This window comes from Eisenbergiella porci (genome assembly GCF_009696275.1).
In the GTDB taxonomy this organism is placed as follows: domain Bacteria; phylum Bacillota; class Clostridia; order Lachnospirales; family Lachnospiraceae; genus Eisenbergiella; species Eisenbergiella porci.
Genome location: NZ_VUMI01000008.1, coordinates 111,870 through 129,853 on the forward strand (window position 1 = coordinate 111,870; position 17,984 = coordinate 129,853).

General features: G+C 47.5%; 16 protein-coding genes. 3 read left to right on the forward strand and 13 right to left on the reverse strand.

What is annotated here, in order from left to right:
• Window positions 1–124 precede the first annotated feature (124 nt).
• The 8 genes from FYJ45_RS07130 to FYJ45_RS07165 all read right to left on the reverse strand — a co-directional run bounded on the left by FYJ45_RS07130 (window position 125) and on the right by FYJ45_RS07165 (window position 11,868).
• Window positions 125–3,418, reverse strand: coding sequence for a UvrD-helicase domain-containing protein (locus FYJ45_RS07130; RefSeq protein WP_154464046.1), 3,294 nt, complete (start codon window positions 3,416–3,418; stop codon window positions 125–127).
• A gap of 97 nt (window positions 3,419–3,515) precedes the next feature.
• Window positions 3,516–4,607, reverse strand: coding sequence for an AI-2E family transporter (locus FYJ45_RS07135; RefSeq protein WP_195841709.1), 1,092 nt, complete (start codon window positions 4,605–4,607; stop codon window positions 3,516–3,518).
• 114 nt (window positions 4,608–4,721) lie between these two features.
• On the reverse strand, window positions 4,722–6,461 hold the full coding sequence (locus tag FYJ45_RS07140) for an O-antigen ligase family protein (protein WP_195841710.1): 1,740 nt from the start codon (window positions 6,459–6,461) through the stop codon (window positions 4,722–4,724).
• Window positions 6,443–7,279 carry an RluA family pseudouridine synthase gene (locus FYJ45_RS07145; protein ID WP_154464049.1) on the reverse strand — a complete coding sequence of 279 codons (837 nt, stop codon included), beginning with the start codon at window positions 7,277–7,279 and terminating at the stop codon, window positions 6,443–6,445. The genes FYJ45_RS07140 and FYJ45_RS07145 overlap by 19 nt, the downstream gene beginning before the upstream one ends.
• 212 nt (window positions 7,280–7,491) lie before the next feature.
• Window positions 7,492–8,490: a type II toxin-antitoxin system antitoxin SocA domain-containing protein gene (locus FYJ45_RS07150; protein ID WP_235930668.1), complete on the reverse strand. Its 999-nt coding sequence runs from the start codon at window positions 8,488–8,490 to the stop codon at window positions 7,492–7,494.
• Window positions 8,491–8,714: 224 nt separating this feature from the next.
• Entirely contained in the window at window positions 8,715–9,101 is a 387-nt protein-coding gene (locus FYJ45_RS07155; protein WP_154464051.1) for a hypothetical protein, read from the reverse strand.
• A gap of 600 nt (window positions 9,102–9,701) precedes the next feature.
• The gene (locus FYJ45_RS07160; RefSeq protein ID WP_021634223.1) at window positions 9,702–10,391 is read right to left on the reverse strand and encodes a response regulator transcription factor; all 690 of its coding nucleotides are present in this window, start codon (window positions 10,389–10,391) and stop codon (window positions 9,702–9,704) included.
• Window positions 10,384–11,868 carry a sensor histidine kinase gene (locus FYJ45_RS07165; protein ID WP_102287306.1) on the reverse strand — a complete coding sequence of 495 codons (1,485 nt, stop codon included), beginning with the start codon at window positions 11,866–11,868 and terminating at the stop codon, window positions 10,384–10,386. Before FYJ45_RS07165 ends, FYJ45_RS07160 begins: the two co-directional genes overlap by 8 nt.
• A 175-nt stretch (window positions 11,869–12,043) precedes the next feature.
• On the opposite strand from FYJ45_RS07165, the gene FYJ45_RS07170 reads away from it, so the two are divergent.
• Together FYJ45_RS07170 and FYJ45_RS07175 are read left to right on the forward strand one after the other, a co-directional pair.
• Window positions 12,044–12,445 (forward strand): Fur family transcriptional regulator, encoded by a 402-nt coding sequence (locus FYJ45_RS07170; RefSeq protein ID WP_154464052.1) that lies wholly within the window; start codon window positions 12,044–12,046, stop codon window positions 12,443–12,445.
• Window positions 12,446–12,520: 75 nt separating this feature from the next.
• The gene (locus FYJ45_RS07175; protein WP_025488121.1) at window positions 12,521–13,066 is read left to right on the forward strand and encodes an NADH peroxidase; all 546 of its coding nucleotides are present in this window, start codon (window positions 12,521–12,523) and stop codon (window positions 13,064–13,066) included.
• A 125-nt stretch (window positions 13,067–13,191) separates the two neighbouring features.
• On the opposite strand, the gene FYJ45_RS07180 is transcribed toward FYJ45_RS07175, so the two are convergent.
• Both FYJ45_RS07180 and FYJ45_RS07185 read right to left on the reverse strand, forming a co-directional pair.
• A complete protein-coding gene (locus FYJ45_RS07180) occupies window positions 13,192–13,575 on the reverse strand; it encodes a hypothetical protein (protein WP_154464053.1) in 384 nt (127 codons plus the stop codon).
• Entirely contained in the window at window positions 13,544–14,182 is a 639-nt protein-coding gene (locus FYJ45_RS07185) for a hypothetical protein (protein ID WP_195841714.1), read from the reverse strand. The genes FYJ45_RS07180 and FYJ45_RS07185 overlap by 32 nt, the downstream gene beginning before the upstream one ends.
• 111 nt (window positions 14,183–14,293) lie before the next feature.
• On the opposite strand from FYJ45_RS07185, the gene FYJ45_RS07190 reads away from it, so the two are divergent.
• Window positions 14,294–14,815 (forward strand): uroporphyrinogen decarboxylase family protein, encoded by a 522-nt coding sequence (locus FYJ45_RS07190; protein WP_235930669.1) that lies wholly within the window; start codon window positions 14,294–14,296, stop codon window positions 14,813–14,815.
• A 216-nt stretch (window positions 14,816–15,031) separates the two neighbouring features.
• Here the strand turns inward: FYJ45_RS07190 and FYJ45_RS07195 are convergent, their stop codons facing one another.
• From FYJ45_RS07195 to FYJ45_RS07205, 3 genes are all read right to left on the reverse strand, one after another.
• Entirely contained in the window at window positions 15,032–16,279 is a 1,248-nt protein-coding gene (locus FYJ45_RS07195; protein ID WP_154464055.1) for an adenosylhomocysteinase, read from the reverse strand.
• Window positions 16,280–16,541: 262 nt separating this feature from the next.
• On the reverse strand, window positions 16,542–17,147 hold the full coding sequence (locus FYJ45_RS07200; protein WP_154464056.1) for a GNAT family N-acetyltransferase: 606 nt from the start codon (window positions 17,145–17,147) through the stop codon (window positions 16,542–16,544).
• Window positions 17,148–17,204: 57 nt separating this feature from the next.
• Complete coding sequence (locus FYJ45_RS07205; RefSeq protein WP_235930671.1) at window positions 17,205–17,969, reverse strand: class I SAM-dependent methyltransferase; 765 nt, start codon at window positions 17,967–17,969, stop codon at window positions 17,205–17,207.
• Between the last annotated feature and the right edge of the window lie 15 nt (window positions 17,970–17,984).

Here is a 17,984-nt window from a genome sequence, read left to right on the forward strand (position 1 = left end):
AATAAAAATAGCTGGTTTCGTAACTTTTTTAAAAATTACAATACCAGCAGTCAAAACAAAAATATGCTATACAAAAAATCGTCCGGGCATTCATTCATACCCGGACGGCAACTTATCCTATAATCTATACCATAAAATCAAACAAGCTTAATTGCACCGCTTCCTCAACAGGCTTCTCCTTCTTCGCCTGCTCCCTCTGCGAAAACTTATCGGGGATTTCCCCAAGAAACATGGAAGGCTCCCCGGAAAAGGTGAGTATTAATTCCTCCCTGGCCCGCGTCATGCCAACATAAAGAAGCCTTCTTTCCTCCTGCACATCACCCGAAGCCGTCCCCAGCTCCAGCGGTAACAACCCTTTTCGGATCCCATAAATAAACACGGCGGGAAATTCCATCCCCTTTGAACCATGCAGGGTCATAAGTGTAACGGCGTCCGCCGGGAACCTGCGGCTTCCGCTTCTCCTGATGTCACCCTCAGCGCCCAAGGAAAGTGTTTCCAGGAAATGCTCCATCTCAGGATATAGAACCGCAGCGTTCACAAGCTTCTCCATTTCGCCGCTTTCCTCCAGCTTTCTGTCCTTTATCCAGTTTTCCAGAAGCTTTTCCGTCCTGTCCTTATGTATTCTCCTTTTATATTTGGAAATAAGAAGCGTCAGCTGTTCCTCTGCCGTCTTTTCCTCCGGCGGCCAGAGAAGCCTGAGACACAACTGCCCCGCAGCCTCATCCTCCGGGTGAAGGACATATTGGAAAAAGTAAAGCGTACCCCGGACATTTTTTTCAAGCAGGAAATCCTCCCTGCCTGCAACCACGTAAGGGATGCCCTCCTGCCGAAGGCATTTTTCCAGAAACTGTGCCTGTCTGTGCGTGCGGTAAAGCACTGCGATATCGGAAAAACTGCGCACCCTTCTTTGCTCACCGCTATGATTTTCCTCCACATCCAGCATATCTATTCCGCCAATCAGGCGGTTAATTTCCTTTGCCGTAAAAATTGCTTCCCCCATCTCCCCGGAGGCCTCCACCACACGGACCAGAGCGTCCTCCTTGGCCAAAGCATGCATCCTTCTTTTTTCCCCGTCATTATGAGAAATAAGGGACAACGCACTCTCCAGAACCGCCGGCGCGGATCGGTAGTTTTCCTCAAGCCTTACCGTATGTATCTGCGGATAGTCCGCCTCCAGCCTGGAAAAACAGCCGGCGTCCGATCCACGGAAGCCATATATGGACTGATCCGGATCCCCGATTACAAAAAGCTCCCAGCCGTTCCGATTCCAGGCCTTAAGCAGCTCATACTGCACCGGGTTAATATCCTGGAATTCATCCACCAGCAGATACTGAAACTGCTTCTCTGCCTCTGCGCCTGGATTTTCCCGGAATAGCCGCAGCGTTTCCAGTAAAAGGTCATCGTAATCCAACACCTTTTCCCCGGCAAGCAGTTCCTGATAAAAAGCGGCCGCCTCCGCAGTGACCTGCGCCCCGGATGCGTGGCTCCCTTCCTGCACCACTCGGCTTTCTTCCTGCACCGCCGGACTCTCTCCCTGCGCTGCGCTGCATTTCCTGTTAGAAATTTCCCGCAGGAACCGGGAAGGGGAAAGCTTCAAAGCGTACCTGGCGATGGCTTTTTCCGCCAGTTCCTCCTGCAGTCCTTCGTCCGCCACCATAAATTCCAGACCTGACGAAGTCAGGAACCGGCTGCAGATTCCATGAAAGGTACCGATATTCATTTCGCAGGCCGCCCTTTTCCCGCCGGACAGCCGTTCCAGACGGCTGCGCATTTCCTCCGCCGCCTTATTCGTAAAAGTCACCGCCGTAATGGAGGCAGGTGCAATCCCTCTTTCCTTCAGAAGATAGGATATCCGCGAGATCAATGTCTTTGTTTTACCCGAACCGGGACCTGCAATAACGGCAGTTACCCGATCCAGGGCGCACACCGCCTCTTCCTGACCAGGATTTAGCTTCGCCTCCTCATACAATCCGGAACTATTTTCTTTTGCATTCCCTTCCCGGGAATTGCATATTCCGGCGCCGTGTTCCTCATCATTTTTTTCTTCAGTAACAGACGTTCCCCCTTCAGGCCGGGCCGCTCTTAACACCTCCGTCTGTCTGTGGCTACGAATTTTTTCCGGAGAATCTTCGTTTCCCATGCCCTCTTCGATAAAAAAACTGAGCTGTCCCTCCAGACTGCTGATTTCCGAAGGTGTAAGAAGGCTGATAGTGCCGTATTCGCCGTCAAAGCCCGGCGTACGGTCAACCCGGCCTTCCCTCAGCCGTTTTATTCCCTCTGCAATCGGCGCCCCCGCGGCTGCCTTGATATCTTCCTCCGGAATGATACGGAGGATGTCGAATTCGGACCCCAACTTTCCCAGAAGCTTCTCATATTGTTCCAGCACCTTTTTAGAGGAAGCCGATTTTCCGGTGGATGCGGCAATTACCTCCGGCAGGGGAACCAGGCTTTCAAAAGGCCTGGCCTGAGGCAATACAAATCCCTCCTCCCGGTCTGCCAGCTGTTCCACCCTGTGCAGCACGCCAATGGTCAGCTTCTTGCCGCACACCGGACATATATTTCCATAGGAAAGCGCCTCCGCCGGGCTGATGCAGAGACTGCATTTCCTGTGGCCGTCAAAGTGGTATTTCCCTTCCTCCGGGAAAAATTCAATGGTTCCCTGAAGGCCGTTTCCTGTGGTTATGGCATCCGCAAGCCCGGAGAAGGACAGCGGAATCTCAAAAAGATTGGCTTCCCGTCCAAGCTTTGCCGGGGAATGTGCATCCGAATTGGATATGAGCTGATAGGAATCCAGGGCGGAAATCCTCCAATTCATGGGCGGATCAGAGGAAAGCCCGGTTTCCAGCGCATGGATATAGGGCGTCATATCCTCATAACAATCCTCAATGGCATCAAACCCGGAAAACGCACCGAACATGGAAAAATGCGGCGTCCAGATATGGGCGGGAACATATAAGGCCTCCGGAGAGGTTTCCAGCATGATTTCCAGCAAATCCCTGCAGTCCAGCCCCAGAATCGGCCGGCCGTCGGAATGGATATTCCCGATCAGCTCCAACCTGCGAGCAAGCCTGTCCGCATCCTTAAGACCTGGCAAAAGCAGAAGGCTGTGAACCTTCCTCACCTTATCCTTTTTCTTATATATGGAACTGATTTCCCCGGTCACCACAAAACGCGGCCTGCGATCATCCGGAGCCGCAGCGTCATGGATCCGGTACTCATCCTTCAGCGTGTACAGACCATCCTCCGCCGGCTCCAGCTTTTCCTTCAGCTCCTCCCGCCATGCCGGATGGGTGAAATCGCCGGTCCCCACAATATCGATTCCCTTTTTCCTGGCCCATAAATCCAGGTATTCCGGCGTACAATCCCTGCTTGTAGCCCTGGAATAGCGCGAATGAATATGCAAATCCCCTATATACATAGTTTTTCCTCTTCTGAAAATTTCTGCATGCAGAACCAAAGCGTTAAAAATAAAAAACAGCATAGGTTCCGAACCGTTATGAAAGCATCATAAAATATTATAGCTTTTCCTCTCCGCCTCCGCAAGGACACTCCTTCTCTCTGCCCATGAAATACCGCCATAATTCCAGCAGGATTACCATGGCAAGCGGCCCCTTGATAATTCCGGAAACGCCGAACAGCTTCACGCCGGCATATACGGAAAGAAGCATAAAGATCGGATAAATCCCTGTTTTTTCGCCCATCAGCTTAGGCTCCAGGAATTCCCTCGCCCCCATGCATGCCACATAAACAACCACGCACAGCACCGCCGCGCCAATACGGCCGTTTACCAACTGCCAGAATGCCGTAGGCATCAGTACGATTCCGGTCCCGATAAAGGGCAGGGCATCCAGTAGTCCGGCCAGTATGCCAAGCGTCAGCCCATGGCCGATCCTTCCCAGCCAAAGCCCCAGGCAGCATATCACCATAATCACCAGAAGAATGACAGCCTGCGCTTTCAGGTACACCCCCACCAGGCGGATAATCCGCTCCGCAATGCCAAAAGCCTTTTCCACCGCTTCCGCGCCTTCTCCTCCGTCCTGCAGCCTTTCCACCATCCCGTCATAGTCCTTGCAGAGCAGAATCGAAGCAATGAAGCTGACTCCAAGAAATGCCGCGCAGGAAATTATTTTTTTCAGATACCACCAGGATTCCTTCACCATGTTCGGGACAAACTGTACCTGGAGGTTCTCTATAAATATGTCCACTTTTTCCAGGACCGCCTTCTCTACTTTAACCGCATCCACACCAAAATGCTCCTGGGCAAACAGACAGCAGTCCCCGAAAAAACACCTTATCTGCACACACATACTGTCCCAGTTATCCGCCAGTACCTTTGCCTGCCCAAAGCCGCCCTGCAATGCCGCCCAGACAATAACAACCAGCAATGCGGCAGCGGCAGCCAGAATTCCCGCAAGCAGAATTTCCTTTTTTATATGTGTTTTCCCCTGCAGCCTGTTCAGCCATGGATTGCAGAGGTAAACAATACAGAAAGACAGCAGAAAGGGCGTAATGAGCGGAAATAAATAGCGGAAGCCAAGAAATACTCCCAAACCGGATCCCGCGGCAAAAATCAGTTTTTTCGGACCTTTTTCCAACAATTTCCCCATACCCATATCACCTGTTTTCCTCAAAATTTTCACGTGATTAGTATAAGGATTTCACTCAAATCTATCCTGCTTCAGAATCAATTTGAAGCTGCCAGTTTCAACCACCGGATTTTTTTACTTTTCCAGCCGCCTTAAGGCGCTTTCCGCCAGTCCCATGATGATAAAAAGAAACGGCGTACAGCATACCTGCTGATAACAGAAAAAATTAGATCCCGCATAGGCCAGGATACAAAGCATTCCCGCAAGAATCAGTGGACTTTTCCGGGATGCACGGTAAAAACGCGCCACTCCCATACAAAGCATGGCAATAAAAGCCAGAAGCCCTGCAATTCCAATGCAAATGAGCAAATTTAAAAATTCATTATGCGCATTGGTAAGGATATTGGGTTTCCAGTATTGATACAATTTATCCGCATACTCCGGTATACTGTAGCTATAGGGCATAAAACAGTCCGGCCCCACGCCGAAAAGCTTTTTCCCAAAGGGAAGAGCCGCAAACAGCCCGGCCGCAGTTTTCCATATGAACCCTCTGTCGCTTCCCCATTTATTATCAAACAGAAGATACTGGTTATTCAGTGTAATCCCAAACCATTCCTGCAAAAATCCGTTTGTATTAAAATAAATCAAAATAACCGCCAGCACAATTCCCGCCGCGGCCATGAAAATACAAACCAGGCGCAGCCGGCTTCCCCATTTTTTCCAACTTTCTTTTAACCGTGCTTCACCCCTTTTTTCCTCCAGCTGCAGCAGCGCAATATAGCAGGCCGCAACAACCAACAGAACCAGCCAGGAAATCCATCCTTGGGAAAGTGACATGGATAATGTCCCCAGCTCCAGCGCCTTATCCGCAAACCCCCACTGCAGTAAGCCAATCGCTTTAAAGGACGCGGCGCTCAAAATAATTACTTCAAGAAACCTCTCCATCTTATGGGGACTGCCGCAGGCCACGGCAAACAGCCCCAGAAACAGCAAAAACATGGACGAAAATGCACTGTCACTGTTCTGCGTTACCAGGGTCATGAAGCCCAACACGCAGTAAATCCCCGAAATCACCCTGATTTTCCTGCTCTCTGCGGCAAAAAAGATACAAAGCCCAACCGCAAAAACCGTACATACATAGCTGGAATACCAGGTAGCCTGCCCAATCGTGGACAGAAACCATATATGGTAGGAGCTGTCAATCCCTTTATACATTCCCAACGGATCAATGAGGAATCTGTGCAGAATACCCAACAGAAAAGTGAGTCCTGATCCCAGAAAAAAGCCGCAGAAAATCAGTTTCCCGCCTATCCCCGTGGTCCATAAAAAACCCGGTCCTTGTGCCCCTTTTTTCCAGGGAAACAGACGGGAAATCAGAAAATAGGAGGTTCCCATAAGCAGCTGGGTACGCAGCCCCATATTCCAGCCTCCCACGCCTTCCCATGCCTCCGAAGGAAAATCACTCAATAAATAGGAAACTGCCGAAGCCGCCATATACAGCAAAACTCCTGCGTCCAACGCAGAAATCTCCCCTTTTACTACACGCAGCCTGCTTTTCCCCAGGTTCCACACCAGTACAAGCACCGCCAGCACTGCTGCCGGAACGAGAATCATTGTTGATACCCCTGAAAAAAAGGAATACTTATAAGCGCCTATTTCATGGTATTTATCCCCAAAGTACAACGGAAATACCGCCAGCATAAGAAACATCCAGCAGCCGGTAAGAAATTGCGCAAAATCCCTGATATTAGCTATCACCCAGCCCGCATCCCTGCTTTCCTGCCCGCTGCCGCTGCCGTCACCGTCAGCCCCTATGTGGTCTTTGGACTCTGCTCCATCGCTTATATTTTGTCCCGTCAATTGTTTTTGATCCATGGAAGCTCCTCCAACTGAAAATCTATCTTTTTTCCGGTTGCCGGATGATAAAAACTTAAAGAAAAGGCACAGAGACATATATTTCCATACCCTTTTTCTGCGGAATACCCCCTGCTTTCTTCCGTCCCATACCTGGCATCTCCCAAAAGCGGCAGCCCAGCGTTGGCAAACTGAACACGTATCTGATGGTGACGTCCGGTGAGAAGCCGTATCCTGACAAGCGCCTGCCTGTCCCTTTTCTCTACCACCTCATACAATAGCTCCGCTCTCCTGGCGCCTTTTGTATCTGCCTTCACCACTCTTGATGTATTTTGTCCGGCATCCCGGAGAAGATAATCAACGAGTTTTATTTCTTTCCTCCGTATCTTATTCCCTTCCTTATAAAGACCCGGTTCCTGTACGGATTCTTGTATCTGATGTATCTGCTCTGTAGCTGTTCCATCTCTTTTCGTTCCGGTATAAACAAGGGCCATGTACCCCTTTTCCATAGAAGGTATTGCTCCTTTTCCCGGCTTTTGATTTCCGTTCTTTTTTTGTTTACCCGTCTGGTTTTTCCCGCCCTGCGGCGCTTCCCCATGAGCCGCCGCCTGCTGGCTGAGCTTAGCCGCGGCCTGAGGCGTTTTCGCAAAAACCAGGATGCCGGATACCGGCTGATCCAGCCGGTGAACCAGTCCCAGATAGGGATTCCTGCCTCCCAGATAATTTTTCAGTTCGCTGATCATGTCCGGTTCCCCGATCCTGCCGCTCTGCACCGCAAGCCCCGGCGGCTTGTAGCATACAAGTATATGTTGGTCTTCTGCCAGTATTTTTGATTTCAATTGGTGAGATTTCCTTTCCGATTGGTTTATGGGGAATATTATAGCACGGAAAAAAGGACATGGCAGCGTATCTTTGAAAGAAAATGTTTGTTCTCTTTATTCCTATAAAAATCGAAAAAATAATTTCGTATGATGATACGAGCGCTCCCTCCTTCCCTGTGTATTCCGGCGTACCGGTTTCACATATTGGGGAGGTTGCACTCCTCACAGCCCTATATTTCCTTCCGCAGCCCCAGTTTTGATTCGATATACCTATTAAGTCCCTCAACAGACTCCACACCATATTTTTCAGCCACTTTTGTAAAATATTCTTTCATCGAACTCCATGATATAATCGTATTAGAAGGTTCATCTGGATCGCAGCCCATTCTGGCTTCAATCCAGGGTGTTTCCTCATGTGTAATTGCCTCCAGTGCTTTCCCGCTGTACATCCCGAACGTACCGATCACCAGATCAATCACTCTCTTCTCTTTGTCTCCCAATTTCTTTGCTTTACCGGTCAACATGACAAACCGGTTATCTTCAATCGGATTAAATTTAAAATCCCTGAACAGATAGTAAACACTTTCATAGACAGGGCCATGGACCCATGCCTTGCATTTTTCCGGATAAGGTAGCTCATCAAACAGGACTAAATATATAGCCTGTATATAATATAAAATTTTCTGAAGCGCCAGTGGCGTAACCTCCTGCATCTGTTGAAAAATATAGGCAATGGTTATCAGCATTTTCTCGGAAATTTTAAACAGTTCCTTCAGCTCTGCGGCAGCGCGTGATGCTTTCCTATATGCTGTTTCCCCAACCTTCTCTCTGTTTTGAATCAGTAAGTTCTCCATATATTCCGGGTCTGATAACGCCTTTCTCATGATTACGGAGTAGGCTTTTGAAGGTATCTGACCCTCTAAATATCTGGATATTGTTATTTCCCCAAACCCCAGTGCCAATGACAGCGGCGCCTTGCCAATGCGGTAAATTTCCATAAGCTTTCTTATTTCATCTATTTTTATTATGTCCTCAGCTTCTCGGTACTGAATATCCCTCTCCTGTGCATTGCGATCCATAAGTCCGGGAACGCTCAGTCTTGCGCCGCATTCCCTGCAGATGGCTGTTGTCAGCTTAAACTCGTACTCCTTTTCCCTGATCGTCTCCCTTTGTACCGTTTTTAGCAGCAAATACTCTGTTTCCTTCCTGCATTCAGTACAAAAATCCATTCTCCTTACCTCTGTCATATCCACACCTCTCTGTTTTTCAACATGCTTATATTCTGTACCATTTCTAAAAATATTGTAACTGTCCAGTACAGTGTATCTTCTTGAATAGCGGTGCCATTCAAGAAAGATCAGATGTTCATCCGATATGAATATTGGTACAAAAACAGATTTATTTATAACCCCATTTTTACACCAATATTCCCGCCGTCCTGAGCTACCACATATTATTTAAAAGCATAAACAAGCGGATATTCCTGTTTATGAAAAGAGATTACTATCACATACCTGTTAAAAAGTTTATTAAACTTAATATATAGTGACAATAACTCCTCTTCCTCCCCAAATCTCTGCAATAATCTTACTTCTTTTCCAAATACATAAAGCAATTCATGTTCAAAGCCTTCATGCTCATTATGCAGTATTTCACAAAAATCATTTACCTCCAAACTTAAAAGTATTTCTCTGCATTTCTCTTCACTGATAAGATAATCTCTGAATAATTCTGTATTTTTCTGCCGTTTTTTATTGATTTCTATTCGATATCTGCCTGCAGAAACTGCGTCCTTTATTTCTTTTATGTATTTAATAATTTCATCATAGTTGTACTGCATGAATAATCTCCCCTCCATATCGTGATAGGATTTGAAGATTATCCTATCATCATTATAATTAAATGATGTATTTTTGTCAATATGCCATCATTTAATAAGTTTCAATTACCTCTTATGATATATTATCTTTTCTGCGCTAAAGCCCGGCGAAAAAATAATCTCATTCACACCTTTGTTTATCCTTAACCTTGGGAAATAAAAACGAAAAAATAAAATCAGAAAAATGACTCAAGAAAGAATCAGAATTTATAAACTAATAAGTGCCAAACTTGACTTTTCCTTATGATTTTGAAAGGATTAGCCGCCTTATTTAATATGATAAAAGTGAGGTAACTGTTCAGCAGGTCAGCGCATTTACTGCGTTGACCGTAAGAAAGTGATTCAAGAGTGCTAAAATCCATCGCCAAAGGCGATTTAGGATGGATTTTAGCAGTAACTGTGAGGGGTACTGAACAGTTACAAAGTGAGAATACATAAAGAAAAATATCTGTTCGGCAGGCCGGCAATTTTGCTGTGCTAACCTGCTGAACAGTTTGAAAGATGCATATAACTATTCCAATATCCAAATCCCTACATTTACAAACGGCTCAGTCCCACGGCTTACACCTTAAATCGATACCCGACACCCCAAATTGTTTCAATATACTGCGGGTTTGCAGTATCCGCCTCAATTTTCTCCCGGATTTTCTTAATATGCACCGTCACGGTTGCGATATCCCCGATAGAATCCATGTCCCAGATCTCCCGGAACAGCTCCTCCTTGGTAAATACATGGTTGGGGTTTTCCGCCAGGAAGGTAAGCAGATCGAATTCCTTTGTGGTAAATGCCTTCTCTTCCCCATTGATATATACACGTCTTGCTGTTTTATCTATGCGGATTCCGCGGATTTCCACAATATCGTTGGTCTTCTGCTGGGAGCTGACCAGCCTTGTGTAGCGGGCAAGATGGGCCTTCACTCTGGCAACAAGCTCACTGGGGCTGAAGGGCTTTGTCATATAGTCATCGGCTCCCAGGCCCAGGCCCCTGATTTTATCGATATCGTCCTTCTTTGCGGATACCATGAGAATCGGTATGTTTTTTTCATCCCTTATCCGGCGGCAGATTTCGAAGCCGTCCATTCCCGGAAGCATCAAATCCAGTATAATTAAATCGTATTCGGAGGTCATGGCACGTTCCAGCCCTTTGTCTCCCTCATGTTCTATCTCCACCTGAAAGCCTGACAGCTCCAGGTAATCCTTCTCCAAATCTGCAATCGCTTCTTCGTCTTCAATAATTAATATCTTATTCATTTTCCTCTGCCTCCCTGTATTTTCTGATTACAAAATGCAAACAGGTTCCTTCTCCTTCCTTACTGGTCGCCCAGATGTAACCGCCATGGTCCTCAATAATTTTCTTTACAATAGAAAGGCCGATACCGCTGCCGCCCATGGCGGAATTCCTTGAAGCATCCGTCCTGTAAAACCGTTCAAAAATACTTCCCAGATCCTTGGCAGCAATGCCTTTGCCATTATCATCTATTTCCACCCGGATGGAGTCCACCTCATCCAGTATCCGTATGTTGATGATTCCCTTTGGCTTGTCGATATACTTGATGCTGTTTCCGATAATGTTGTTGATTACCTTCTTCAGCTGCTCCGGATCCGCAATAATCCGGGTGTCGGGATCCACCAGATTCGAATAATTCAGCTCTATATCCTTAGATTCCAGATCAAGCCCCACATCCTCCACACAATCCTGGAAAAATTCCGCCACATTGATGCGGTGAAAATTATAAGGGATTCTGTTGCTGTCTATGCCCGAATAATAGGTCAGCTCATTAATCAGGCGGTTCATGTCATTGGCCTTGTTGTAGATAGTTTTAATGTAGCGTTCCATCTTCTCAGGCGTATCCGCCACGCCGTCCATTATTCCTTCCACATACCCCTTAATGGCCGTTATGGGCGTTTTCAGATCATGGGAAATATTGCTCACCAGCTCCCTGTTCTGCCGCTCATTCTGTATTTTTTCCTCGGTGGATTCCTTCAGCCGAAGCCGCATGTCCTCATAATTGCGGTACAGCTCGCCGATTTCATTGGTATCCTCCGATGTAAGGATATATTCGAAATTTCCTTCCGCAATATTCTGCATGGCCACGTTCAGCCTGTTAATAGGGGCAAAAACACTCTTGTAAATCCACTGGGTGAGAACAACGCTTGTTACAATCAGAATAATTACAATAGCAAAGAACATATAGATAAGCAGTGTCTTGGAAATAACGCTGTTTACCCTGGTTATAATGAATACGCTGCCGTCTGAGCCATCGGAAAAGCGGAAATCAATCTGCTTTACCAGCTTTTGCATATCATTATAATAAAAACCGGAATTGGAATCCCTGCTTTCAAAACCATAAGCGGGAAGCCGGCTGAAAATTTTCTGTGTCGCAGTCTCATTGCCGGAATAATAAACCGTATTGTCCTTCCTCACCAGAATATAGGAAGACTTCTTGAAAGCATCCTCATTCACAGCCGCCAGAAAATCCTTATCCTCAAGCCTTGCAGGCTCCTCTTCGGCCGTTTCCTCCAGACTGTAAAAAATATCATCGGTTATTCCGCTGAAGGATGCGAGTGAATCGGACATGGTGCTGTAGTCCGTCGTCTCAAAACCGTATCTCAAATCGGAATTATGCACCATCACAGCGCCGATCGCCACAAAGGCAATCGCAGAAAGCACAAGGGGCAGCAGAATAACCGTTAAAAAGGTTATCACCAGCTTTGTCCTGAACTTCATTTCATATTTCACATCCTTCCCTGAGTATCCATTGTTATTCTACCATAAAAAGAAAACCTAATTATAAAAACGAAAAAATAAATTTCTAAAAAAATTATAAACATGTTGACAGAATTGAAAAGCTTTGCTATAGTAACAGTAACGATTATCATTTTTAGCAGAAAGGAGGCAGAAAATGACGCTGAAATACAGCCGTCAACGGGAAGCCATCAAAGATTTCCTGATGACAAGGAATGACCATCCGACGGCAGATGTAGTTTACAGCAATGTGAGAACAGAATTTCCCAACATCAGTCTTGGTACTGTTTACAGAAATCTTACGCTGTTGGCAGATCTTGGAGAAATAGCAAGATTACGCGTCGGCGACGGTGTGGATCATTTTGATGCAGACACCAGTCCTCATTATCATTTTGTCTGCAGCGACTGCGGAAGTGTAATTGATTTGGAAATGGATAGCATTGACAGCATCAATCAAACGGCCGCCAAAAATTTTGACGGACAGATAGCCGGCCATATCACTTATTTTTACGGCCTTTGTCCCCATTGTAAAGAGAAGAAGCTGAAAGCTCTTTCTTAAAAACCAGCCATCCGCAACTCCCGGTTTCCGGAGTAGTTGTAATAAAAAATATATTAAAATTAAAAGGAGAAAAAAATTATGAAATTCGTATGTCAGGTATGTGGTTATGTTTATGAAGGCGAAAAAGCACCGGAGAAATGCCCCGTTTGCGGAGCTCCCGCAGAAAAATTCACCGCACAGAGCGGAACAATGGAATGGGCTGCTGAGCACGTTGTAGGTGTTGCCCAGGGTGCAAGCGAAGATATCATGGAAGACCTGAGAGCTAACTTCGCAGGAGAATGCTCTGAAGTAGGTATGTACCTCGCAATGGCAAGAGTTGCCCACAGAGAAGGCTATCCTGAAATCGGTCTTTACTGGGAAAAAGCTGCTTATGAAGAAGCAGAGCATGCTGCAAAATTCGCAGAGCTGCTTGGCGAAGTAGTAACTGATTCCACAAAGAAGAACCTGGAAATGAGAGTAGAAGCAGAAAACGGCGCAACCGCTGGTAAATTCGACCTGGCTAAGCGCGCAAAGGCTGCCAACCTTGACGCTATCCATGACACCGTTCATGAAATGGCAAGAGATGAAGCTCGTCACGGCAAGGCATTCCAGGGCTTACTGGAGAGATACTTCGGCAAATAATATTGGGAACTCCTCCAAGAGATCTATATAAATTCACACAAAAGGCATCCCGGATTCCATTGGAATCCGGGATGTTTTTTCATAGGAAATCTCATAAATAAAAGAATCCAAGACTAAAATATCACTCAGGCCACCGTGCCCGCCGCCCTGATGAATAAAATCACTAATAAAAAGAAAAAGGATTCCGGGACGGCATCAGTAGCGCTTCCTATACCGGACATGGCGCAATGAAATCTTGTCGCCTGATGATCGCAGCCCGGCACATAGCCGCCGCTGCGAATCACCGGGAGAATCCGCTCGAATTCCCTGTCTATTGCATCCTTCCCCTGTTCAATCACAAGCTTATTAAAGCCCCCGATAAATTTCAGCCTGGGATAAAGCTCCCTGACCTTAACAATATCCATTCCCGCATTCACATCCATGGGAAGGAAACCATCCACGCCCGCAGCAATAAACTGTGGAATCAGCCTGTTAAAATCACCATCCGTATCCACAAAAATATTTTTCACTCCCTTTTCCTTCAGAAAAGGGAACAGCTGTCTCCTCCTCAAAAAGCATGACCTCCGGCTGGATAATATCAAATATTTTCCCATGCTTTTCCCGGAAAACCTCCACCGCAAACCGGTTCATATCATGGATTACCTTAGGCATGTCGTAAAAGGCATACATCTGCCCCTCGATTCCCAGCAGCGTACGGGGCAGCCAGAAGAAGCCCTGCGCCCTGAAGCGCAGTGAAAAATCGCCTCTTTTGTGGGCCTGCGCATATTTCCCATAAACCTTCCCGATATTTTCGTCGGTACAATACAGCTCCAGATGCTCCCTTACCTTATCCTTCAGCGTATACCAGTCCTTTTCCTCCTCCACCGGCGCCTTCAGTTCCTCCACAAGATTGCTGTTTTTATGGTACTTTCTTATCCAGCCATCGGTATCCAGCCTGACGACATAAGTTAAGGTTTCCTCTAGGACCGTCGTATCAAAGCATGCAAAGGGAATACGGAAGGCCATGCGCTTCACTCCGTCAAACCCCAGGTATTTTTCATATTCATACACCGGCTCCGTCATTTCATCGCACAGATATCGTGACCGTTTTACGGTAGCCGGATTCGGCTTCTGCATGTTCGAGCGTGCCTGGAGCCTGATGGGAATGGAAAATATACTGATGAACATGCTGCTTTGCCCGGATGAGCTGGATGCACTTTTTGACCGCATTTGTGACTACTCCTCCCCATGATCGATCTGGCACTGGAATACGGTGTTGACGCCGTCTATTTCGGAGACGACTGGGGACAGCAGAGAGGGCTTATTATGGGTCCTGACCATTGGCGTCATTTTCTGAAGCCCCGAATGGCAAGGCTTTATGCCAGGGTAAAGGAAAAGGGAAAATACGTCATTCAGCACTCCTGCGGTGACTGCCATGAAATTTTCCCTGATTTAATCGAAATCGGACTGGACTGTTATCAGACCTTTCAGCCGGAAATCTATGATATTGCGGAAATGAAACGGCTCTATGGCAAGGAGCTGACCTTCTGGGGCGGAATATCCACCCAACAGTGCCTGCCTTATGCCACACCGGACGGGGTCTGCAATGAAATCCGCCGGGTTTCCAGCATCCTGCGCAAGGGCGGCGGCTATATACTGGCTCCCACACACGCTTTATCCTTCGATGTACCGCCTGAGAACATCCTGAAAATGGCGGAGGTGTTCCATCATCAGGACAAATACCTTTCCGCTGAAACCATCCGTGAATAATATCCTTTCCGCCTCATCCTTCCGCAAGCAGCCTAAAAAAGAGCTGTACGCACCATGCCGTGCGTCAGCTCTTTTTACCACAGCAGCTTTTTACCGCCGCTGTCATCGCTTATCCATTTCACTGTTATATATTTCCGCGCAGCTGCTCTAATCCTTCGCAGTTACTTTTCCCCGATACTGATTCCCCGGGCGATACTGATTTCCCGGTGTTCTTGTTTATACCAGGGATTTATTCAGATAAGCCTCCTGCTCCGCAGTCAGCGTATCGATTTCCTTCCCAATAAAACGTAGCTTTCTCCCCGCCACATCCTCATCAATTTCCACCGGCACATCGATGAGCATCTCTGTCATTTCACGGCCATGCTCCACCAGATATTTCGCGGAAAGCGCCTGAATGGCAAAGCTCATATCCATGATTTCCGCCGGATGTCCGTCTCCTGCCGCCAGGTTAACAAGACGGCCCTCAGCCAGAACGAAAATCCACTGGCCGGTAGGCAGCTTATAGCCCATGATATTTTTACGCATTTCCTTTGTCTCCACAGCGATTTTACGAAGGCCCGCCATGTCGATTTCGCAGTCAAAATGTCCGGCATTGCACAGAATAGCGCCTTCCTTCATCACAGCAAAATCCTCTTCATCAATTACCTTGTCACAGCCCGTTACCGTCACAAAGAAATCGCCGATTTTGGCAGCTTCCTTCATGGGCATTACCTCAAAGCCGTCCATTACCGCTTCGATAGCCCTCACCGGATTGATTTCCGTTACAATCACCTTGGCGCCCAGGCCCTTTGCCCTCATGGCAACACCCTTGCCGCACCAGCCATAACCGGCTACCACAACATTCTTTCCGGCTACAATCAGGTTGGTGGTACGCATCACGCCATCCCATACGGACTGGCCCGTACCATACCTGTTATCAAAAAAGTGCTTGCACTGCGCATTGTTGACACGGATCATAGGGAACTTCAAGTCCCCAGCCCTGTTCATGGCCTCCAGGCGGATAATGCCTGTGGTGGTTTCTTCGCAGCCGCCCAGGATATTGGGGATCAGCTCCTGCATTTCCGTATGAACCATATGCACCAGATCCCCGCCGTCATCAATGATGATATTAGGACCTGCGGACAGTACCGCACGGATATGTGCATTGTATTCTTCTTCCGTTGCTCCATACCAGGCATGAACCTCCAGCCCGGCCTTAACCAGCGCCGCCGCCACATCATCCTGTGTGGAAAGAGGATTTGATCCGGTTACATACATTTCAGCGCCGCCTGCCGCCAGCACCTTACACAAATACGCGGTTTTCGCCTCAAGATGAACGGAAAGCGTGACTTTTTTCCCGGCAAACGGTTTGCTCTGGCTGAATTCCTCTTCCAGCATCCGAAGCAGATCACAGTTTCTTCTGACCCATTCGATCTTCTGCTCGCCGGATTCGGCCAGGTTAATGTCTCTGATTTCGCTACTCATATTAGTTCCTCCTAAAATTTGCAGTTTCCGTCCCCGCCCAGGGAACGGCATACATTACATTCACCAGCCGAATTTTTATTATAGTGATGGTCGTCTGTCCTGTCATCACTGGAGTATTCCGTTCTTATGGTAGCAAAGATACTGTGAAAATGCAAGACCGTGCCCTGGTTTTTCCTCCTGATTTGTCCTATATTGTTACGGTTCACGCCGCACTTATGGCCGGGACCTGTTTGTCCCGGATTTTATTCCTCTTTTTACGCCGTCACCACTGTTTTCCGCCCGCCTCCCATTCCTCACGCAGCATACGGTATTCCACCCGATCCCTCATTTTCCCGTGCATCCAGACTTTTTTCTTCATATCCGCTTCCTTTATCAGTCCGCACTTTTTCATCACCTTTTCGGAACCTTTATTTTCCGGGTCACAACCGGTCGTCAGCCGGAATACCCCATTCTCCTCAAATGCGAAACGCAGCACCTCCGCAAACGCCTCTGACATATATCCCCTGCCCCAGAACCTTTTCCTGCTGAAATACCCGGCGTGAACCAGCTTTCCCACCGGTGCCTCCTCCGTAACCGTATAGCCGATCTCCCCTATCAGCTCTCCTGTTCCCTTCTCCTCCATTCGTAGGAAATACTCTCTCCTGGGCTGTGCCGTCACCGCCCTGACCGAGGTTTCCAAATCCCGCCGGGATTCTTCCAGGCTGTGAGTCATAATGTCCGGCAGATAATACATCACCTCCGGATCAGACAGCATTTCGTGATGGCTTTCCAGATCCTCCAGCCTGTGATCCCTGAGAATCATACGCGCGGTTTCCAGCCGGATCGCTCCCAGCACCGCATTCTGTGTCTCCTTTATAAAATCAGTCATATCTCATCTCTTCCCGGTTATTCTCAAATACTTTTTCTCAGCTTTTCAAAGTATTTTTCAAAAACCACCGTTCTCCTTCCCGCCGTTCTCAGGCAGCTTCCTCGCAAAAACAGTATCCATACAATGCTTATGCCCAATCCTGCCGCTGCGGCAGTCAAAAACTGTCTCCCTGCATTCCTCAAGCAGCCAGTCCCTGTAATAGGTAAAAAGCTCTCCGGACACCCAGTTTTCCCCGCCGTCCGAATCAGGCGGCACGGGAATAAACGGTTTTTCCACGAACACATTAATTGCATGCATGCCGCCAGGCGCAGTATGGGCAATATAATTCTCCAAGATTTCCCTGCGCAGCTTCCGCAGGATATGATGGAAAACCCCGGAGCTGTATATTACGTCAAACTCCTCATCCAGCCGGTAATCATGAAGATCCGCCCTGAAAAAGTTAACCTCCACCTGATGGATATCCGCCAGCCGCTTCGCCTTCTCAATTCCGGACTCCGTCACATCAAATGCCGTTACCTGATATCCGTTTCTTGCAAAAAAGACTGCGTCTTTCCCTTCCCCGCAGCCCACCTCAAGCAGCCGCAGCGGCCTGGTGGGATAGCATCTGCGCAAAAGCTCCAGACACATTTCTCCGGGCATAGTTCCCCAATAATATTCCTCAATTTTATAACGCTCTTCATAAGGCGTTACCGCTTTCTTTTTCGGGATATATCCCATATATCCCCTGGATTTCCTGAATCTTGCAATATTTTCTGCCAGCCGTAGTTCCATCCTGCTCCAATCCGTATGCTGAAAGAGCATACAATTTTTATTAACTGCCATTTTTACAGCCCTATT

What these genes read in the sequence shown, in the direction of transcription:
- FYJ45_RS07130 (WP_154464046.1), bottom strand. Translation starts at nt 3,418, where the DNA reads ATGTATATAGGGGATTTGCATATTCATTCGCGCTATTCCAGGGCTACA.
- FYJ45_RS07135 (WP_195841709.1), bottom strand. Translation starts at nt 4,607, where the DNA reads ATGGGGAAATTGTTGGAAAAAGGTCCGAAAAAACTGATTTTTGCCGCG.
- FYJ45_RS07140 (WP_195841710.1), bottom strand. Translation starts at nt 6,461, where the DNA reads ATGGATCAAAAACAATTGACGGGACAAAATATAAGCGATGGAGCAGAG.
- FYJ45_RS07150 (WP_235930668.1), bottom strand. Translation starts at nt 8,490, where the DNA reads ATGGATTTTTGTACTGAATGCAGGAAGGAAACAGAGTATTTGCTGCTA.
- FYJ45_RS07155 (WP_154464051.1), bottom strand. Translation starts at nt 9,101, where the DNA reads ATGCAGTACAACTATGATGAAATTATTAAATACATAAAAGAAATAAAG.
- FYJ45_RS07160 (WP_021634223.1), bottom strand. Translation starts at nt 10,391, where the DNA reads ATGAATAAGATATTAATTATTGAAGACGAAGAAGCGATTGCAGATTTG.
- FYJ45_RS07165 (WP_102287306.1), bottom strand. Translation starts at nt 11,868, where the DNA reads ATGAAGTTCAGGACAAAGCTGGTGATAACCTTTTTAACGGTTATTCTG.
- FYJ45_RS07170 (WP_154464052.1), top strand. Translation starts at nt 12,044, where the DNA reads ATGACGCTGAAATACAGCCGTCAACGGGAAGCCATCAAAGATTTCCTG.
- FYJ45_RS07185 (WP_195841714.1), bottom strand. Translation starts at nt 14,182, where the DNA reads ATGCAGAAGCCGAATCCGGCTACCGTAAAACGGTCACGATATCTGTGC.
- FYJ45_RS07190 (WP_235930669.1), top strand. Translation starts at nt 14,294, where the DNA reads ATGATCGATCTGGCACTGGAATACGGTGTTGACGCCGTCTATTTCGGA.
- FYJ45_RS07195 (WP_154464055.1), bottom strand. Translation starts at nt 16,279, where the DNA reads ATGAGTAGCGAAATCAGAGACATTAACCTGGCCGAATCCGGCGAGCAG.
- FYJ45_RS07200 (WP_154464056.1), bottom strand. Translation starts at nt 17,147, where the DNA reads ATGACTGATTTTATAAAGGAGACACAGAATGCGGTGCTGGGAGCGATC.
- FYJ45_RS07205 (WP_235930671.1), bottom strand. Translation starts at nt 17,969, where the DNA reads ATGGCAGTTAATAAAAATTGTATGCTCTTTCAGCATACGGATTGGAGC.